This window comes from Bacillus sp. F19 (assembly GCA_023823795.1).
In the GTDB taxonomy this organism is placed as follows: Bacteria; Bacillota; Bacilli; order Bacillales; family Bacillaceae; genus Bacillus_P.
This window is the reverse complement of record CP085711.1, coordinates 251,253-266,292: the sequence shown is the minus strand read 5'-3', so window position 1 is coordinate 266,292 and position 15,040 is coordinate 251,253. Positions and strand designations below refer to the sequence as shown.

The window sequence follows — 15,040 nt, the reverse complement described above, 5'->3', positions numbered from 1 at the left end:
TTGTTACCTCCCCACGCATTGGATATGCTAGTCATCTGAATCGACCAATTGATGACAGGAGACTTTCACTCCATTAGATTTTCAGCCTTGACGGCTGCTCCACCTAACTGTCTACGCTTAAAGACTAAAGTTACCTTTAGCCCTCCAAGACTCGCTACGAGCGAATGGCTAGTTCTTACTCGACGGGAATCCCACCCGCTATATGATACGACCTAGGCTCGGCCGCACACGCACCCGTTAGCCGACCATGCAGCGCAAAATCAGCGCTGCACCACAGAGGATGAAAATGGATAAAAACCGTTAATAATGATTCTATGGCTGGGTGAGGAAGGTCGATACACTATGGTGCCATTAGAGGACGTTACACATTACTGATACAGAGTATTTGTGGGCGTTATTTCGAATCACATTTACTTTCGTCATGATCAGCGCGGCTTGCTTTAAAATATCATTCTCCATTTCTAGCTGTTTATTTCTCTTCATTACCTCAGCCAATTTCACTTGATCATGCGTTAAATTATCTTTTTCTTTAAACGAACCTGAGTTGCGTTGTTGACTGATCCATTTATCTAGTGAGGAGGTAGTCAGGTCATACTCACTTATAATTTCTTTGCGAGGCTTTCCATTTAGATACAGTTGTACGAAATGAAGGAATGGGATCAAAATCTATTGGACATGAGTTAGGTATTGCCTATTCAATTGTTGAAAGATCTTCTGGTCGGACAAAAAGGATCTCGATGTTATTAGGTACGCCCTGCATAGCATCTTTAACAAATTTGTTGATATGAATGATACTTACATCGATATCATCTTTTGTGTTGCGGAAGTTCTTGCCGCCAGTTGTATTGTATTCGTTGAATGCATCCAGTCCTAAGTAATATTCGATTGGCGGGATACATACACCCTTATAATCCTTATCTGATGTTTCTGTATTGGTTCCATAAGCATAGCTGCCTGTTGGAGATAAGATGATTGTTCTATCTTCTAACCATTTTAAATTGGATTGATCTAAGTTTAGTTCTGTCATTTTGACTCCTCCATGTTTATAATAATTGCACAAGAAAAAAACGATACTCAGCAAAGACTACCTTGAGAAAGTAGTCAAGAGTATCGTTAATGATATCTTAAGGAAAAAGGGTTGTGAAGAGATGGTGGGACATCTCTATTTTTGCTTCAATACATATCCGATCACTATTTGATACACACCAAAAAGCACACATAGGATTATAATAGCTACCCAAACATTTTCGTGTGGAACAAGAAAGTAAATAAGTGCTAGCATAATCAAAAACACAATATAACCAATATTGAAAGCCTTCTTATAAGTCATACGCTATCCTCCCCTCATATGGTCACCACCTTTGCATCATATACCAATCTATTGACCTTAGTACATACGGACTTTTAAAGGGCTATTTGTCTTTGATGCTTTTAGGGTTGTACGAGAACTATTAGTATATAAATTTACTTGTTTTTTCATCCAAGCATAGTTAGGGTCACAATCTAAGGCAGAAGCACCTCTGACTTTAAAATAACCAGTTTTCATTTGGTAAGCTACAATAACCGTAGCCATAGCACCAGCAACCCAACCAATAAGAGGGATTCTTGCTAGAATAGCAGTAGTAATTGCTGTTACAGTGGCTTTGTCTGCAAAGGTTATTGTCATATTACTCCAAGCTGACCATACCCACTCTCCAACCCTAACATTGGGAGTAATAATAGGAGAGTTTATTGCAGATGTAGCTAATTGACTTGACGATATATTACTTGGCACTGGATTAACGGCTTGTTTATTCAAATTTACCGAAACATTTTTTACTTGGTTTTCAATATCTTTAAGTTCATTCTTACTTAAAAAATCACTTGTAGCCGAAACATTTTCTGTGGCTTTATCAACTACGTGCTTTTCTACACCCTTTTTACTATTGTAAATAACGGTTAAAGATTTTTTAGTGTCAATAGTTTTAACATTGTAATTTACTCCCTCAAGATTAAGAGCAAATTCATCGTTGACTGCATTACTTGCATTCTGAGTTATCTTAGGTGTTGGTGTTTCAGAACGTTCTGCAAATGCTAGAGTAGGAGTTAACGCCAAGGACAAGGATAAAGAACAACCAAGTAAAGCTTTCGTCATTTTCTTCATTAATATATCACCCTTAGGTAAGCCGCGCCTGCAGGATCAATGTCCATTCTATACAAGTAAGTACGAGTGTAATAGTCACCTGCATACGGGGCAGTAGTAGTAAACTGTCCATTCAACTCAGTTGTAGCATAATCAGCGTTGTATCCAGTACTATCGATCGTTCTAGTCTTCTGCCAATCATTTCTAGTAAGAGTACCTTGGAAGAATGGGAAGTTTGTTCTCACATAAACATATCTTCCGTCATGCTTTACATCGGTATAAAGCTTAGTGTTGGCGTTTGCAGATCCATAGAAATATTGCTTGCCAACATTATAAGTTTTGTAGGTAGCAAACGCACCAATCGATTCACTAGAAACAGTATTAGGAATTCTTTCGGCAGGAGTTGGTGCTACAGACATTGAGTATTCTATTCTACTTCCGTCATCGAAAAACAAAACTACCTTTTCGCCATTCTAAATATTAATTGACCCATCTTTAAATCCTAACTTAGCTAACTCTTTCTTTTCTTCTTCTGGATTCATAGCTTTTGACTTAAATAATTTCTCTTGATCTTTTTCTAGTTGTGATTGTTCTTGGATGGTAGTAGTTTCTGTGTGAGTGTTCGCTGATGCATAGACAGGAGTGAGCATTACAAGGGACAGAGGGACAGCTAATAAAGTCTTTTTAAGATTCAATCATCTTCCTCCTATAGCCTTATTTTTAGGCTTTGATGTGTACTACACTTCAAGTATAAGATATAATTGGAAAATAAATCAACGTGATTTGTACGTGAAAATCATGTACAAAGAAAAACAGTAAATAACTACCATTATTAGGAGGTTGATGTAAGGAAACTTTTGGTTCTATATTCCCGATAATCTTCTGGTTCGTGATAATAGGTCTAGTAATTTGGCTTATTGTCAGAACAGTAAGAAGTAAGAAAAGGTAAAAAATAAAAGCCAAGGGATTAATCCTTGGCTTTGTCTCTATTCGCTCTAATAAATACATCTACTTCTTTAATTATGGCCTTCGAAATACACTTAGGAAAATCATCTACATTCATTTAATCATCTCCCCCTAAATTTTCAAAATTCAATATATTTAAATTAGGAACAAAGATGTACGTGTTTTTGGTATAATACAAGGTATATTTTTCGGTTCGCTGTCGAAAATAATATGTACATGTATCATACTGTAAAATCACGTACAAATTTGTTTGTACTTGTATGTTACATTCGATTCACGTACAAGTCAAGTACAATGGAGGAAGTTTTCTTGAAGAAAATTACTACAATTAGAAAAGATATTAGAGTTCCCGAAACACTTGTTAAAAAGATAGAGGAATATCAAATAGAAAAAGGCGTTCAGACATGGACAGGCGCTTTATTAGAGTTAGCCAGAAAAGGATTGGAATCTGAAAAAAAATAAGACCCCAGTTTAGGGGTCTTAATCGTTTATTATTTTATCCAGTTCGGATGAGTTCGTTGTAATAAACTGATTCTGTCTGCAAGAATGTTTAATCCGTGATCATCTAAATGCGGAACCAAATCATCCAATGTCATTAACATGAGTTCTGCAAAACGAGGATGATTAGTTAATTGGTCCTCTCTGTAGTACTGCTGCAGCTTCGCCACCTTATGTTTCTTCTCTGCGATTTTTAACGAGCCACAACATTGTCTAAAGCCTGGTCTTTTATCACTGCCACAAGCACACATTATGCTTCCTCCTCATAAATAACTTCCATCAACTGGCGGATCTTATCCTCTAGCTCCTCACCTTCTTCATCAAACCAATAAGAATGCTTCTTCCATTCCAGCTCTTCCTGAAGTTTCTTTTTTGATTGAAATAATGATTCCTTCATTTCAACAGGGATAGCATTTTTGAAAACTGCAGAAACATCAAATCGTTTTCCGATGTACCATTTTAAGATGCTTAATACATCGTCGTTGTACTCTTTCGTCTGGAACAAATAAACCTCGTCATAGTCCCGTAGAATAATTGTGTAAAATTCAGGCGTACTAACTGCCTTTTTATACATATCTTTAAGCTCCATAACCATTAGATAAATTCCTTCAGGACATGCTATGGAATACTCAGCAACGCCCGGTGGAAATTCAATATCCACCCTGTCAAATACAGAGTACGAGTATTATACATATTTATGAATATTTTTGATCAATTTAGTCCATTAAATCAAACGGTCGATGTAAAATTATTCACTCTAATTCTTTTATTTCTATTGTTTCTAATAAAAAATTTGGGTCGATAATTAAACCACAAAAGGAGAGAAAGTTCTATGTTAATTAAAAATGAGCTTTTTTTAAAAGTGTTCATAACCTCAACTAATAGTATAGAGCCTAAAAAATAAACAGCCTCAGAACAAAAATAAGACAAGAATACTAAATTGTATTCTTGTCTTTTATTATTTTTAAGGGAAAGTTTGTATTTTGAAAAAAGATGATTTAATCGTTTTACTTGCAAAAAGAGTGTTTATTTCAATTTTCCAATATCGTTAAACACCCTTTTAACATTTTTACTACTGACTCTTAATTTATTCTTATAGTTTAAACGCTATAACACTTGTCCAGTCGCTATAGATTTTTTTCGCTCCAACGTATTTGAAAGAACGGATTTTGTAATAGTATGTTTTACCTTTACTTAATCCATTATTTGTATAAGACGTTGTTTTCACATCGCTTAGGTGATAATATGAACCTGTTTTTGATGTTGATTTAACAATTTCATAACCTGAAGCACCTGACACACTTGACCATGATAATTTAACAGAAGAATTTCCGTACTTTGTTGCTTTAAAATTGGATGGTTTAGCTGGAAGTGCTACCCATTTTGCATACAGTGTGATATTACTTTTTAATGTTACAGTAGTTCCCACTGGGATTTTTAATGTAGCATCTTTGTACCATCCAACGAACGCATAGCCTGTTCTTGTTGGTTTTGGTAATGTAATTTTGCTATTGTAATTTGCCGTTTTGTCAGCCACTTGACTGCCACCATTGCTATTATAGTGAATCTTGTAAGAGTTAATACTCCATTTTGCATACAGTGTGATATTACTTTTTAATGTTACAGTAGTTCCCACTGGGATTTTTAATGTAGCATCTTTGTACCATCCAACAAACGTATAGCCTGCTCTTGTTGGTTTTGGTAATGTAATTTTGCTATTGTAATTTGCCGTTTTGTCAGCCACTTGACTGCCACCATTGCTATCATAGTGAATTTTGTAAGAGTTAATACTCCATTTCGCATAAAGAACTGTGTTTTCTGTTACTTTATCTGTCGCAAAATTCCAAGCATTTTGCCCTGCAGCATCCTTGTACCAACCAACGAATGTATAACCAGGTCTTGTTGGTGCTGAAGGCTCTGTGATTGTTGTATTATATTCTGCTGTCTTAGTCTGTACTAAGCCACCATCTTGACGATCAAAAATAACAGTGAATTTAGTAGGTGACCATTTTCCATAAAGTGTTTTTGCAGAATAGATCGAGCTTGTGAAATCCCAAGGAATTGTAAATGCTTCATCTGCGAACCAAGCTAAATCATAACCATAAACAGTCGGTGCTGTTATTCTGCGTGCTACAATTTGGTCTTTTACTTCAAATGGAGCATTATCTTTCAATACGAAATGCACATTATATCCATTCACTACTTTTTGGGTGACGGTTACATCTGCATAATCTGTTGCGCTAATATTGATAGTGAATTCTCCAGTTTTTGTGAAGACACTCTTATCCAATGTAATCGTATGTGCAGCCATATCTACTTTGAATTTCGTTCCATCTAAAGTAACTGCACCAACCTTAATTCTCGAAATAGAATTTGCCCACTCAGAATCAATGAATTCAAGTGTAATATCGTTTCCAAGAGCGTTATCTGTAATATCTGTTAAAACAAGAGATCCAACTAAAGCATATTTTGCATAAAGCGTAATTGGTTTTGTCACAATGTTTGAGAAATCATATGGTGTTGTTAAATTTTGATCCGTAAACCAGCCGATGAACTTATAGCCGACCTTTGTTGGATCGATTGGCTTTGTTGCACTTCGATCTACGATTTGAGATGGTACAGGATCACCGCCATTTGATTCAAACGTTACTTTATATCCTATAACTTGATCCGTAACGATTGCATCCGCATAACCTTCAGAAACAATCACCACATTGACCTTTTGTCCTGCTGTGAATAAGTCATGGTTTAGCGTAATGGAGCTATTTGTAATCGTATAATCTTCATCTAAAACTAATTCTTTTGAACCAATCTTCACTTGTTTGATATTATTTTTCCATGTTCCATCATCTGTAAATGTTAACGTAATATCACTGCCTACAATGTTTCCAACTGTATCTTTCAAAACGGTTGGAGGAGTTTTAATCCAACATAAATAGTAAGTTGCATTATCTGTTAATCTACCATTTTTTGAAAAATCAGCAATCTTATCACTTGAGTTTTCACGGTCCAAATAGAGTTTATCGCTTAGCGATAAAAGTCCATTTGTTACATGAGAACCAGCTGTTTGCATATTAGGTGAAGTAGCTTTACCATTGATTAATACATCAGCCAAGTATAAATCATTTGAATTCTTTAACGTTCCGCCGTTTAAGTCAATATGACTTCTATAACCAAGTTTAATATCAGGAATCTCAATCGTTTCACCAGTCGTTGCTGTGACTGTTAGCTTATAACCTTTGATGTTTCCTGCATTTGTTAAACTTGGCGCTGCACTAAAGGCAAACGTTTCATTTGGATGTGCTTCTGAATAGCTTTCCGTCGCAGTCGTAAATGAAAGCGTTCCAATTCTATCGTTAGTTGACATGTCATATGTGCTTGGATCTAACGTATACGTTGTAGGTGTAGTCTCTGTTGTTCCATCACTCTTGATTTTATAGTAAGTTGCATCGATTTTGGCAATTTTATCCTTACTTGTTAACCAAGGGATATTCGTTGAATAATCTGGAATATTGATTTTAAGATCTCCTTCACCAAGAACCCAACCAATTCCGCTTACTCCACTTGTTCCATCGAACTTAAGACCATTTGGTTTCGATATGTCAACAGGGGAATAGTTTTGTGTGTAACCCATTTGCCATTTAGCATAGACGGTTTTATCTGCATTTAGGGTACCTGTATCCCACTGACTTGTACCTGCTGGATCGTTAAACCAACCGATAAATTTATATCCAGGCCTAGTTGTACTAGGATTGATAATATTTCCAACACTATTGGAAATATATTGATCTCCGATTTTGGTTCTATCTGGTGAGGATCCAACCGCTACTGGGGCAACAGGTGCACCACCTTGACTATCAAAAGTAATGCCATATCCAACTGCTTGTTGAGCAAGACCAATTGAATCAAGACCTATCGTTTTAAGCGGGTAAATCGTACCATCAGCACCCGTTGAACTAATATCAAACTTGTACAACTGAGGTAACCAGTTGGTTCCACCTGGATTGATTGGCGATGTCCGATCGACAGGTGATGCATTCGTCTTAAATAAATCAGCCTTAAAGGTAATTTGCCCCGGTACGCTTATATCGTAAAATTTGTTGCCACTACCGTCTGTCAAATCTGTGATATCCAGAACAGTTGAGTTTAATGTTTTCACCTTGATATTATCAATTCCTTGACGCCAATTCGCATCATCTGTAAAGGTAAAGGTTAAATCCTTTCCTACATGTGCTTTTGATGGGTCGGTTACTAATGGAATCGTAGGCGTCGGAATTGGTACATCTGAAACCGTAAAGCTAGTAGTTACATCTTGATAGTCAGCAGCCTTAATTGTAACCGTGTGATTTGCTGCCGTCGTGAATAAAGAACCAGGCAAGATAATTTGAGAAGGCATCGTCTGTGTTTCGCCATTTTGGTTACGATACGTATAGCCTTCTTTAATATTTACTGCACTTGTTACATCGGTTGAACCGAGCATAACTTTTGTAATCGCTTTTCTCCATACCACATCATCTACGAACACATCGCTTAATGGGATGATGGAAATGGACGCACCATTTTGTAATTCTTCTAATTTTGGAATAGTCTTTCCTAACGTTTTTTGTTTTGGTCCTGCAAAATTTAGCTTTTGCATGACTTGTTGCAGTGTGTCTCCCGCGTTTAACGTGATGGATCCGCCATACTGAGTCGTAAAGGTAATATCTTTATCCACCGTCAGTTGGGCAGCCGGAACGGTAATTCCTGCATCGATCGCACTTTGATTTTGTTTACCAAAGTTTTTGAAGATGAAATAGAAGTCATTATAATCAATTCCATAACCTATCGTTCCTGGCTTAATCCAATAAATATCCGCATTTCTGTTGCTGTTAAGGAATGCCGTTTTGTTGGCTAACGTATTTGCTGGATTACTAGGTGTATTTAGGTTCTTATATTGATAATAGACATTGATTTCATCCGTCAAATCCTTCATGTCGATGACGTTATCCCCATTGACATCTCCACCTAAAAGAATCGGGAAAAGACCTCGAAGATCTTTTACTGTTCCTGATTGATATCCAAATTTATTTTCACCAATGATTGGTGTTTGTTCATATCCCTTGAAATGCCCTGGTACACTCGCTTCGACGGAATACGGCGAATCACTTACATCCATGGTAACGGCATAATACGGGTTGATAAACGCATAAGCCATTGTGTTATTTGGAGTTGTAGGATTATCCGTTTCAAAAGTTTTACCCTTATCATCTTTAACCGTTACCTTGGCTCCTGAATCTACTGTAAATTGAGGATAGTTATTGTTTACGTTGTTTCTTGCGAAAGCTTCTGCCGCCAATTGACCTCTAAGCATGGATGTTGACTGTCGCACAAAAGGTACATTTGTTGGGAACCATGCCACTTTGGTATCTGCACCTGACAAGGTTAAAGTCGGCGCTTCTAATAACGGAAATTCAAATGGTCCAACAACCGGATCGATGTTTGTATAGGTCACATCTGCTTCTATAATATTCATATCATGGTCAAGTGCACCATTTGACCCAATTCCAGATATCGTAACATCCGTGTTTTTACCTTTTCCATAGACTGGATGTTTATATGGCTCACCTACAGTTAGTACCGTAGAAGGGTCGATCCCTTTGCCGATGAGATAGTTTTTATACTCATCTGTCAATCTGATATTGCTAAATGCGTAAACACCCGCATCATTGAGAATAATTTTACCGCCTGTCATTCCTTTTCCATATTTCGTAGCGATTGTCGTCTTGAACGGTTTATTCGCGTCGACTACAACCTTATCTTCATTGCCTTGACCTGCATCTACACCTCCAGAAGAGGTAAGTGTTACATATGGATTACCTTTTTTGATAAAATAATATTCCTGTCTAGTTGTAGATGGATCTCCTGTCCCAGAATAGTCATATGGATAGATCCAAAAATAGCTGCCAAATTTTGAAGTTAAGTCCTCAGGAGTAACTCCAAAGTGGAAACGGCCTTTCGTATCTGTATCGAAGAGTACAGTTGGGAAATAACTATCTTGGTAGCCCACAACCCCGTTCAATGCTTGATCGACAGGCACAGGCGTTCTACCATCTTTAGGGCTTGGCACCGAAGTCTCGCCATTATCTTTCATGACATCGACGTTAGAATCATAGACAGAACCATAAAATCCTTTAATCTCTTGACCAGGTTGGTAGCCTGTAGGGTCGATTTCATAAATTCCTGGCTTTGAATCATTGTCCATTGAAATCGTTGGCGGTGTACTGTCTACATAGACTGTATCTTCTGCTGTGTAGCGTTTTCCAGCTGCATCAGTCATAATCATTTCAACAGAATAAGCACCTTCTTTTATCACTTCGGGCTCTGTTGCTATTCCAGATTGATCTAATGAACCCTCATATGGCTTTGTAAATGGAAGATATAGTCCATTATAAAGCGTTAAAATAGGACCGTATTGGACACCTGGTGAAATCCCACTAGCACTACCTAAAGTATTTGCTACTCCTAAATAATTTCCATTCTTATCTTTTAATACAATATAGAAGTTTTCCATTGCACTGTTAATCGAGAAGTTATAGGCAGATGTTCCACCTGGCATGGTCATTGCCTTGATAGCCACTTTAAAAGAATTAATTCCTTTTTCCGCAACGGTAATAGTGAACGGAATACGATAAGACTCCGATGAATCCGCCGCATTTACAAGATAAATATAACCCTCGTAAGTGCCCTCTAATGCGTTTGACGGAACCGTAATTTTTGCTGTTGCTTTAACAGTACTGCCACCGTCAACATTAATGGATGTCACGTTTTTACCAGCGGCAGAAAAATCGATTTTGACATCATTTCCTGTGCCAGGACCTACTTTATTGGATCCAGCAAATTTTGTAGAAATAAATTGAGTACTTACATTAAATGTTTTACTGCTAGCTCCTTGGTTGGTTACGTTAAAGTCTTTTGATGAAATTACATCATCAGAGCCGTTCGTTGCGCCTTCTCCTCTGCCTTTAAAGCCAAAGAACATGCTTCCTGTAAGATTATCAACTTGACTCAACTCTGAATCTGAATCAAGGGTATATGCTTTATCTACTATTTGGATTTTTACATCCTCTTTAATCGCACGTGCAGGATCAACACGTCCAGCCCCGACTTGGTATACGCTATAAGTCTTTGAATCTGTGTTAATATCCTTTGCTGTATTCATTAATGCCGACTTGACATCTGCCGGAGTATATTCAGGATTTTCAGCTAAAATCAATGCTGAAATACCTGCAACGTGAGGCGTTGCCATTGAAGTCCCTGACATTAATTGATAAGCATACTTATAATCTCTATTTTCTACGCTTACACCGTCTTGTGGCTCCCAAACGTCATATGGAACGGTGGACGAAATGTCAACACCAGGAGCTACAACATCTGGCTTGATTGACCAATCTTTTACCGGTCCCGTTGAGCTAAAGCCTGCCAACTCGTCGCCTTTCTTTGCAATAGGAGTATCAAGTGTAATTGGGAACGTAATCGTTGCTGATTTAGGATTCTTATAAATGGCATCAGATAGAGCTTGTCCCTGCGCTTGAGTCAATGAAACAGAATAAACATTATCCATGCTAACTCCCAAGAAACTTGTTATATAACCTTGGTTATCTGCATCGTCAGTATTGTTCCATATAATCATACCTGCTACGCCGGCTTTTTTAGCATTTGCCATTTTTGTCTGTAAAAAATCTCCGCCACGTTTCACAAGAGCAATTTTACCCGACATATCTAATCCATTGTAATCTGCCGCACTACCTAAACCGACATCAACAATTGGAAAGGTTTGTCCTTTAAATGCATCGTCTGCTTGTGCGAAGTTTTTACCAAACAAACGAGCTTGATAGGAAGCTGAACCATTCTTAAGGGTCATCACTGGAATGTCTCCCGGAATCGTACTTGCACCAACCGTTATGGCTAGTGCTGAAGTTCCTGGAGAACCTACAGTAGCTGCACCCGGACCACTATTACCTGCTGCAACATCACACACAACACCGGCTAAAGTAGCGTTGTTAATAGCGATACTGGTTGGGTAAAGCGGATCATTAATCGTTGCACCAAGCGAAAGATTGATGACATCCATATCATCCTTAACTGCTTGATCAATACCTTTCAAAACTGAGTCTGATGTGCCACGTCCACCTGGTCCTAGTACACGATAACCATAAAGGTCCACATCTGGCGCTACACCATTTGCTGAATATACGTCGTTATTATTTGTCGTATTCGCAGCAATTGTCCCTGAAACGTGAGTTCCATGAGATGTAATATACTGCTTATAATCTGCAGGAGGTGGTCCAACAATTGCATCTGGATTCGCCTTCGCAGCTACCCAATCATCATAAATGGTTTCCATTGGATCATGGTCATCCACATAAATGACATTTCCATTTGCATCGAATCCTGTATTATTGACCAAATCATGTCCACCTTTATATACAGCCTTCAAATCAGGGTGATTGTAGTCAATACCAGTATCCAATACACCAACCTTAACTTTTTGGCCTGCGCGAGGACCCGATTTAATAATACCTGTATGGCCTTCAGCTTGAAGTTTATCTAATCCCAATAAAGAAAGCCCTGTCGTAGGCTTGCCTACAGATTCACTTGTCACTGAAGCTTTTGTAGTTGATCCTTCAGCAGCCGTATATTCTACTTGAGACCAAACAGAAGCAACTTCTGGATTTTTGGCAATATTTTCAACTGATTTTGCAGGTAGTGATAAAGCTACTCCATTAAATGCTTCTGAATATTCTCGCGTAATACTCATAGCCGTTTTAACAGATTTCCCGCCAATTATTTGCGTTTTAGGCTGCGTATTCACAAAGCTTTTAAATTTAGCATGAGAATCTTTAACCTTTTTTTGTGCGTCGGAATATTCGCTGGCAAAAGCTTTACTATTTACAGTTGCTCCACCTTTAGCTAACGATTGCTTAATGATTTGTATCTTAGCTGGGTCTTCTTTAAATTGAACAATCACGTTAATATTTTTTAAACTACGTAAATCTTTTTGGTCCACATGGATTTTTTGAGCGTTATCTGCTCCAGTGAGCTTATTAATGTTTGCCTTTTGCTCAGGAGTAAGCCCGTCAAGAATACGGTTTACTTCTTTTGCATTAAAGGTTTCACTGGATAAAATTTGCTGATTTGGTTTAGTTTCAGCATGTACATGTGTTAAAGCCTGAGGTAATGCAATGTTTAATAGCATTGAACTTAACGCAAACAACAAAAATACTTTCTTTGCTTGTCTCTTACTAAACTTTTTTCTGTACTTCATATTTCTCCCCCCCAGAAATGGAGCATCTTGAGATAATAACATACCACCAGCTAGCGCTCCTGTAAGAATCTTACTGATTTTTTCCCCTTCATACCTCCCCTTGTCTAATATAATTGTTTTTTTCTCTCCTAAACTATTGTTTTTTACAAACAAGTCATTTAAAAAAGAATTCATGAAACTAGTAAACTACGATTCAATCCTTATCATCCCACATTCCTACTTTTCTGAAAATTAAACAATAGAAGTAACTTTTGTAGCAATTGGTACTACACCTACATAAAACAAAAGTACTATTCCGATCATTATTATTAAAGTGGAATAAAAAGGTACAGGGTGTTTATGGCATCATAAAAATGTAGGTTATGGGGTACGACCGCGGTTGTACCCCAAGTATACGCTTGCTTTACAAGATAAATATCGCTGATAAATAAAATTAAGAAAACAGGGTCATAGAGTAAAGCTCTGTTTTCTTTACTCTTGACTTTCTGAACAATATAAAGGAACAAAACAAAAGACTACCTGAAAAGGTACTGCACCCCAAAAGTTAGAGTGAAATCTGACTTTGGGGTGTTTTTTTTTATGGCTAAGTATAGTGATGAATTGAAACTTATGGTTGTAAGAGAGTATCAAGAAGGAAAACTTGGACACAAGCTTTTAGCTAAGAAACATGGTATAAAGTCATATTCACAAGTTCAGAGATGGATAGATATATACGAGAAGTTTGGAGCAAAGGGATTAACAAAAAAGCAGCATAGAGAAACTTATTCTGTTCAATTCAAACTTGATGTATTAAGCTTTATGAAAAGAACAGGTTCTTTAGAAACGGAAACAGCTCTTCAATTCGGGTTAACAAATCCTCCTATGATCGCTTCTTGGAAAAAAGCTTTTCTGGAGGGTGGTGCTGAATTTCTGGAAAGACCAAAAGGACGGCCACCTATGTCTGATAAGACTAAGAAAAGACAGAACAAACCAACAGAAGAAACGAAAATGACTTATGAACAAAAGTTGGAAAGAGAAAATGAACTTCTTCGTTTAGAGGTAGAATACTTAAAAAAGTTGCGGGCTTTTCAGATGGATCCGGAAGGCTATCTCGAAAAGCACAAGCAGCGCTATCATTCGAACTCAAAGAAAAATTCCAATTAAAAGATGTTTTACAAATAGTTGGTATTCCAGAATCTACTTTTCACTATCACATAAAAATGATGAAGAAGAAGAATCCTGATGAAGAACTAGAAGCATGCATTCAATTAATTTTTGAAGAAAACCACGGCAATTATGGTTATCGTCGTGTCCATTTGGAATTAGGAAACCGAGGTTTAAAGGTAAATCATAAAAAGGTTCAACGTATAATGAAGAAACTTGGACTCAAAGATGAAAAGTTCAGGCGAAAATCACGCAAATATAGTTCATATAAAGGAACGGTTGGAGCAATTGCGAAGAATCGTATTAATCGTCGTTTTCACACAAATGTAAGCCATCAAAAATTAACAACAGATATCACAGAATTTAAGTGTTTAGATAGTGTGAAATTGTATCTAAATCCAATCATGGATATGTTTAATGGTGAAATTCTTTCGTATGGGATTAGTATGCGCCCAAGCTTAGAACTTGCGTTAAAACCTCTCGAGGAAGCCCTTGAAATCGTAAAAGACTCAAAATACAGGACAACTATACATTCTGATCAGGGTTGGCACTATCAACATATAAAATGGGTAAAGACACTGAGAGAAAACAAGGTATTTCAGAGTATGTCGAGAAAAGGAAACTGTATTGATAATTCGCCTATGGAGAACTTTTTTGGCCTGTTGAAACAAGAGATGTATCACGGTGAGGTCCGCTTGTTCATTTGAAGATTTAAAAAAGAAGATTGAAGAATATATTATTTATTATAATAACAAACGTATAAAGCAGAAATTGGCAGGCATGAGTCCGGTTCAATACCGTATCCACACCAGCCAATTAGCAGCATAATATAAAACTTTAACTTTTGGGGGTCACATCAAAAAGTAGCCTTTTATATAAAAAGTAGCCACTAGCTTGATGCATGTGACGGGATTCCATATATATCTTTTATTCTATATGGTCTACGACAAAAGACTATTACAATTACAACATTTGATGAGCAGGCAAATGAAGAATCAAATATTATA

General features: G+C 37.2%; 11 protein-coding genes and 1 pseudogene. 4 read left to right on the top strand and 8 right to left on the bottom strand.

Features of this window, described 5'->3' with window-relative positions:
* Positions 1–354 precede the first annotated feature (354 nt).
* From LIT25_27065 to LIT25_27045, 5 genes and pseudogenes are all read right to left on the bottom strand, one after another.
* A pseudogene (locus LIT25_27065) lies at positions 355–666 on the bottom strand (IS3 family transposase).
* A gap of 25 nt (positions 667–691) precedes the next feature.
* A complete protein-coding gene (locus tag LIT25_27060) occupies positions 692–1,027 on the bottom strand; it encodes a nucleotidyltransferase domain-containing protein (protein USK36431.1) in 336 nt (111 codons plus the stop codon).
* A 360-nt stretch (positions 1,028–1,387) separates the two neighbouring features.
* The gene (locus LIT25_27055) at positions 1,388–2,143 is read right to left on the bottom strand and encodes a hypothetical protein (GenBank protein USK36430.1); all 756 of its coding nucleotides are present in this window, start codon (positions 2,141–2,143) and stop codon (positions 1,388–1,390) included.
* Positions 2,143–2,367, bottom strand: a complete 225-nt coding sequence (locus LIT25_27050; GenBank protein USK36429.1) for a hypothetical protein — start codon at positions 2,365–2,367, stop codon at positions 2,143–2,145. The genes LIT25_27055 and LIT25_27050 overlap by 1 nt, the downstream gene beginning before the upstream one ends.
* A gap of 228 nt (positions 2,368–2,595) precedes the next feature.
* Positions 2,596–2,817 carry a hypothetical protein gene (locus LIT25_27045; protein USK36428.1) on the bottom strand — a complete coding sequence of 74 codons (222 nt, stop codon included), beginning with the start codon at positions 2,815–2,817 and terminating at the stop codon, positions 2,596–2,598.
* 580 nt (positions 2,818–3,397) lie between these two features.
* Between LIT25_27045 and LIT25_27040 the strand changes: the two genes are divergently transcribed.
* Positions 3,398–3,550 carry a hypothetical protein gene (locus tag LIT25_27040; protein ID USK36427.1) on the top strand — a complete coding sequence of 51 codons (153 nt, stop codon included), beginning with the start codon at positions 3,398–3,400 and terminating at the stop codon, positions 3,548–3,550.
* Between the two features lie 29 nt (positions 3,551–3,579).
* On the opposite strand, the gene LIT25_27035 is transcribed toward LIT25_27040, so the two are convergent.
* From LIT25_27035 to LIT25_27025, 3 genes are all read right to left on the bottom strand, one after another.
* A complete protein-coding gene (locus tag LIT25_27035) occupies positions 3,580–3,837 on the bottom strand; it encodes a hypothetical protein (protein USK36426.1) in 258 nt (85 codons plus the stop codon).
* Positions 3,837–4,160: a hypothetical protein gene (locus LIT25_27030; GenBank protein ID USK36425.1), complete on the bottom strand. Its 324-nt coding sequence runs from the start codon at positions 4,158–4,160 to the stop codon at positions 3,837–3,839. The genes LIT25_27035 and LIT25_27030 overlap by 1 nt, the downstream gene beginning before the upstream one ends.
* A 519-nt stretch (positions 4,161–4,679) precedes the next feature.
* Positions 4,680–12,839, bottom strand: coding sequence for an InlB B-repeat-containing protein (locus LIT25_27025; GenBank protein USK36765.1), 8,160 nt, complete (start codon positions 12,837–12,839; stop codon positions 4,680–4,682).
* A 630-nt stretch (positions 12,840–13,469) separates the two neighbouring features.
* Between LIT25_27025 and LIT25_27020 the strand changes: the two genes are divergently transcribed.
* The 3 genes from LIT25_27020 to LIT25_27010 are packed head-to-tail and all read left to right on the top strand — an operon-like array spanning position 13,470 to position 14,861.
* Entirely contained in the window at positions 13,470–14,033 is a 564-nt protein-coding gene (locus tag LIT25_27020; GenBank protein USK36764.1) for a helix-turn-helix domain-containing protein, read from the top strand.
* The gene (locus tag LIT25_27015; protein ID USK36783.1) at positions 13,934–14,740 is read left to right on the top strand and encodes an IS3 family transposase; all 807 of its coding nucleotides are present in this window, start codon (positions 13,934–13,936) and stop codon (positions 14,738–14,740) included. The genes LIT25_27020 and LIT25_27015 overlap by 100 nt, the downstream gene beginning before the upstream one ends.
* The gene (locus LIT25_27010) at positions 14,718–14,861 is read left to right on the top strand and encodes an IS3 family transposase (GenBank protein ID USK36763.1); all 144 of its coding nucleotides are present in this window, start codon (positions 14,718–14,720) and stop codon (positions 14,859–14,861) included. Before LIT25_27015 ends, LIT25_27010 begins: the two co-directional genes overlap by 23 nt.
* Positions 14,862–15,040: the final 179 nt, after the last annotated feature.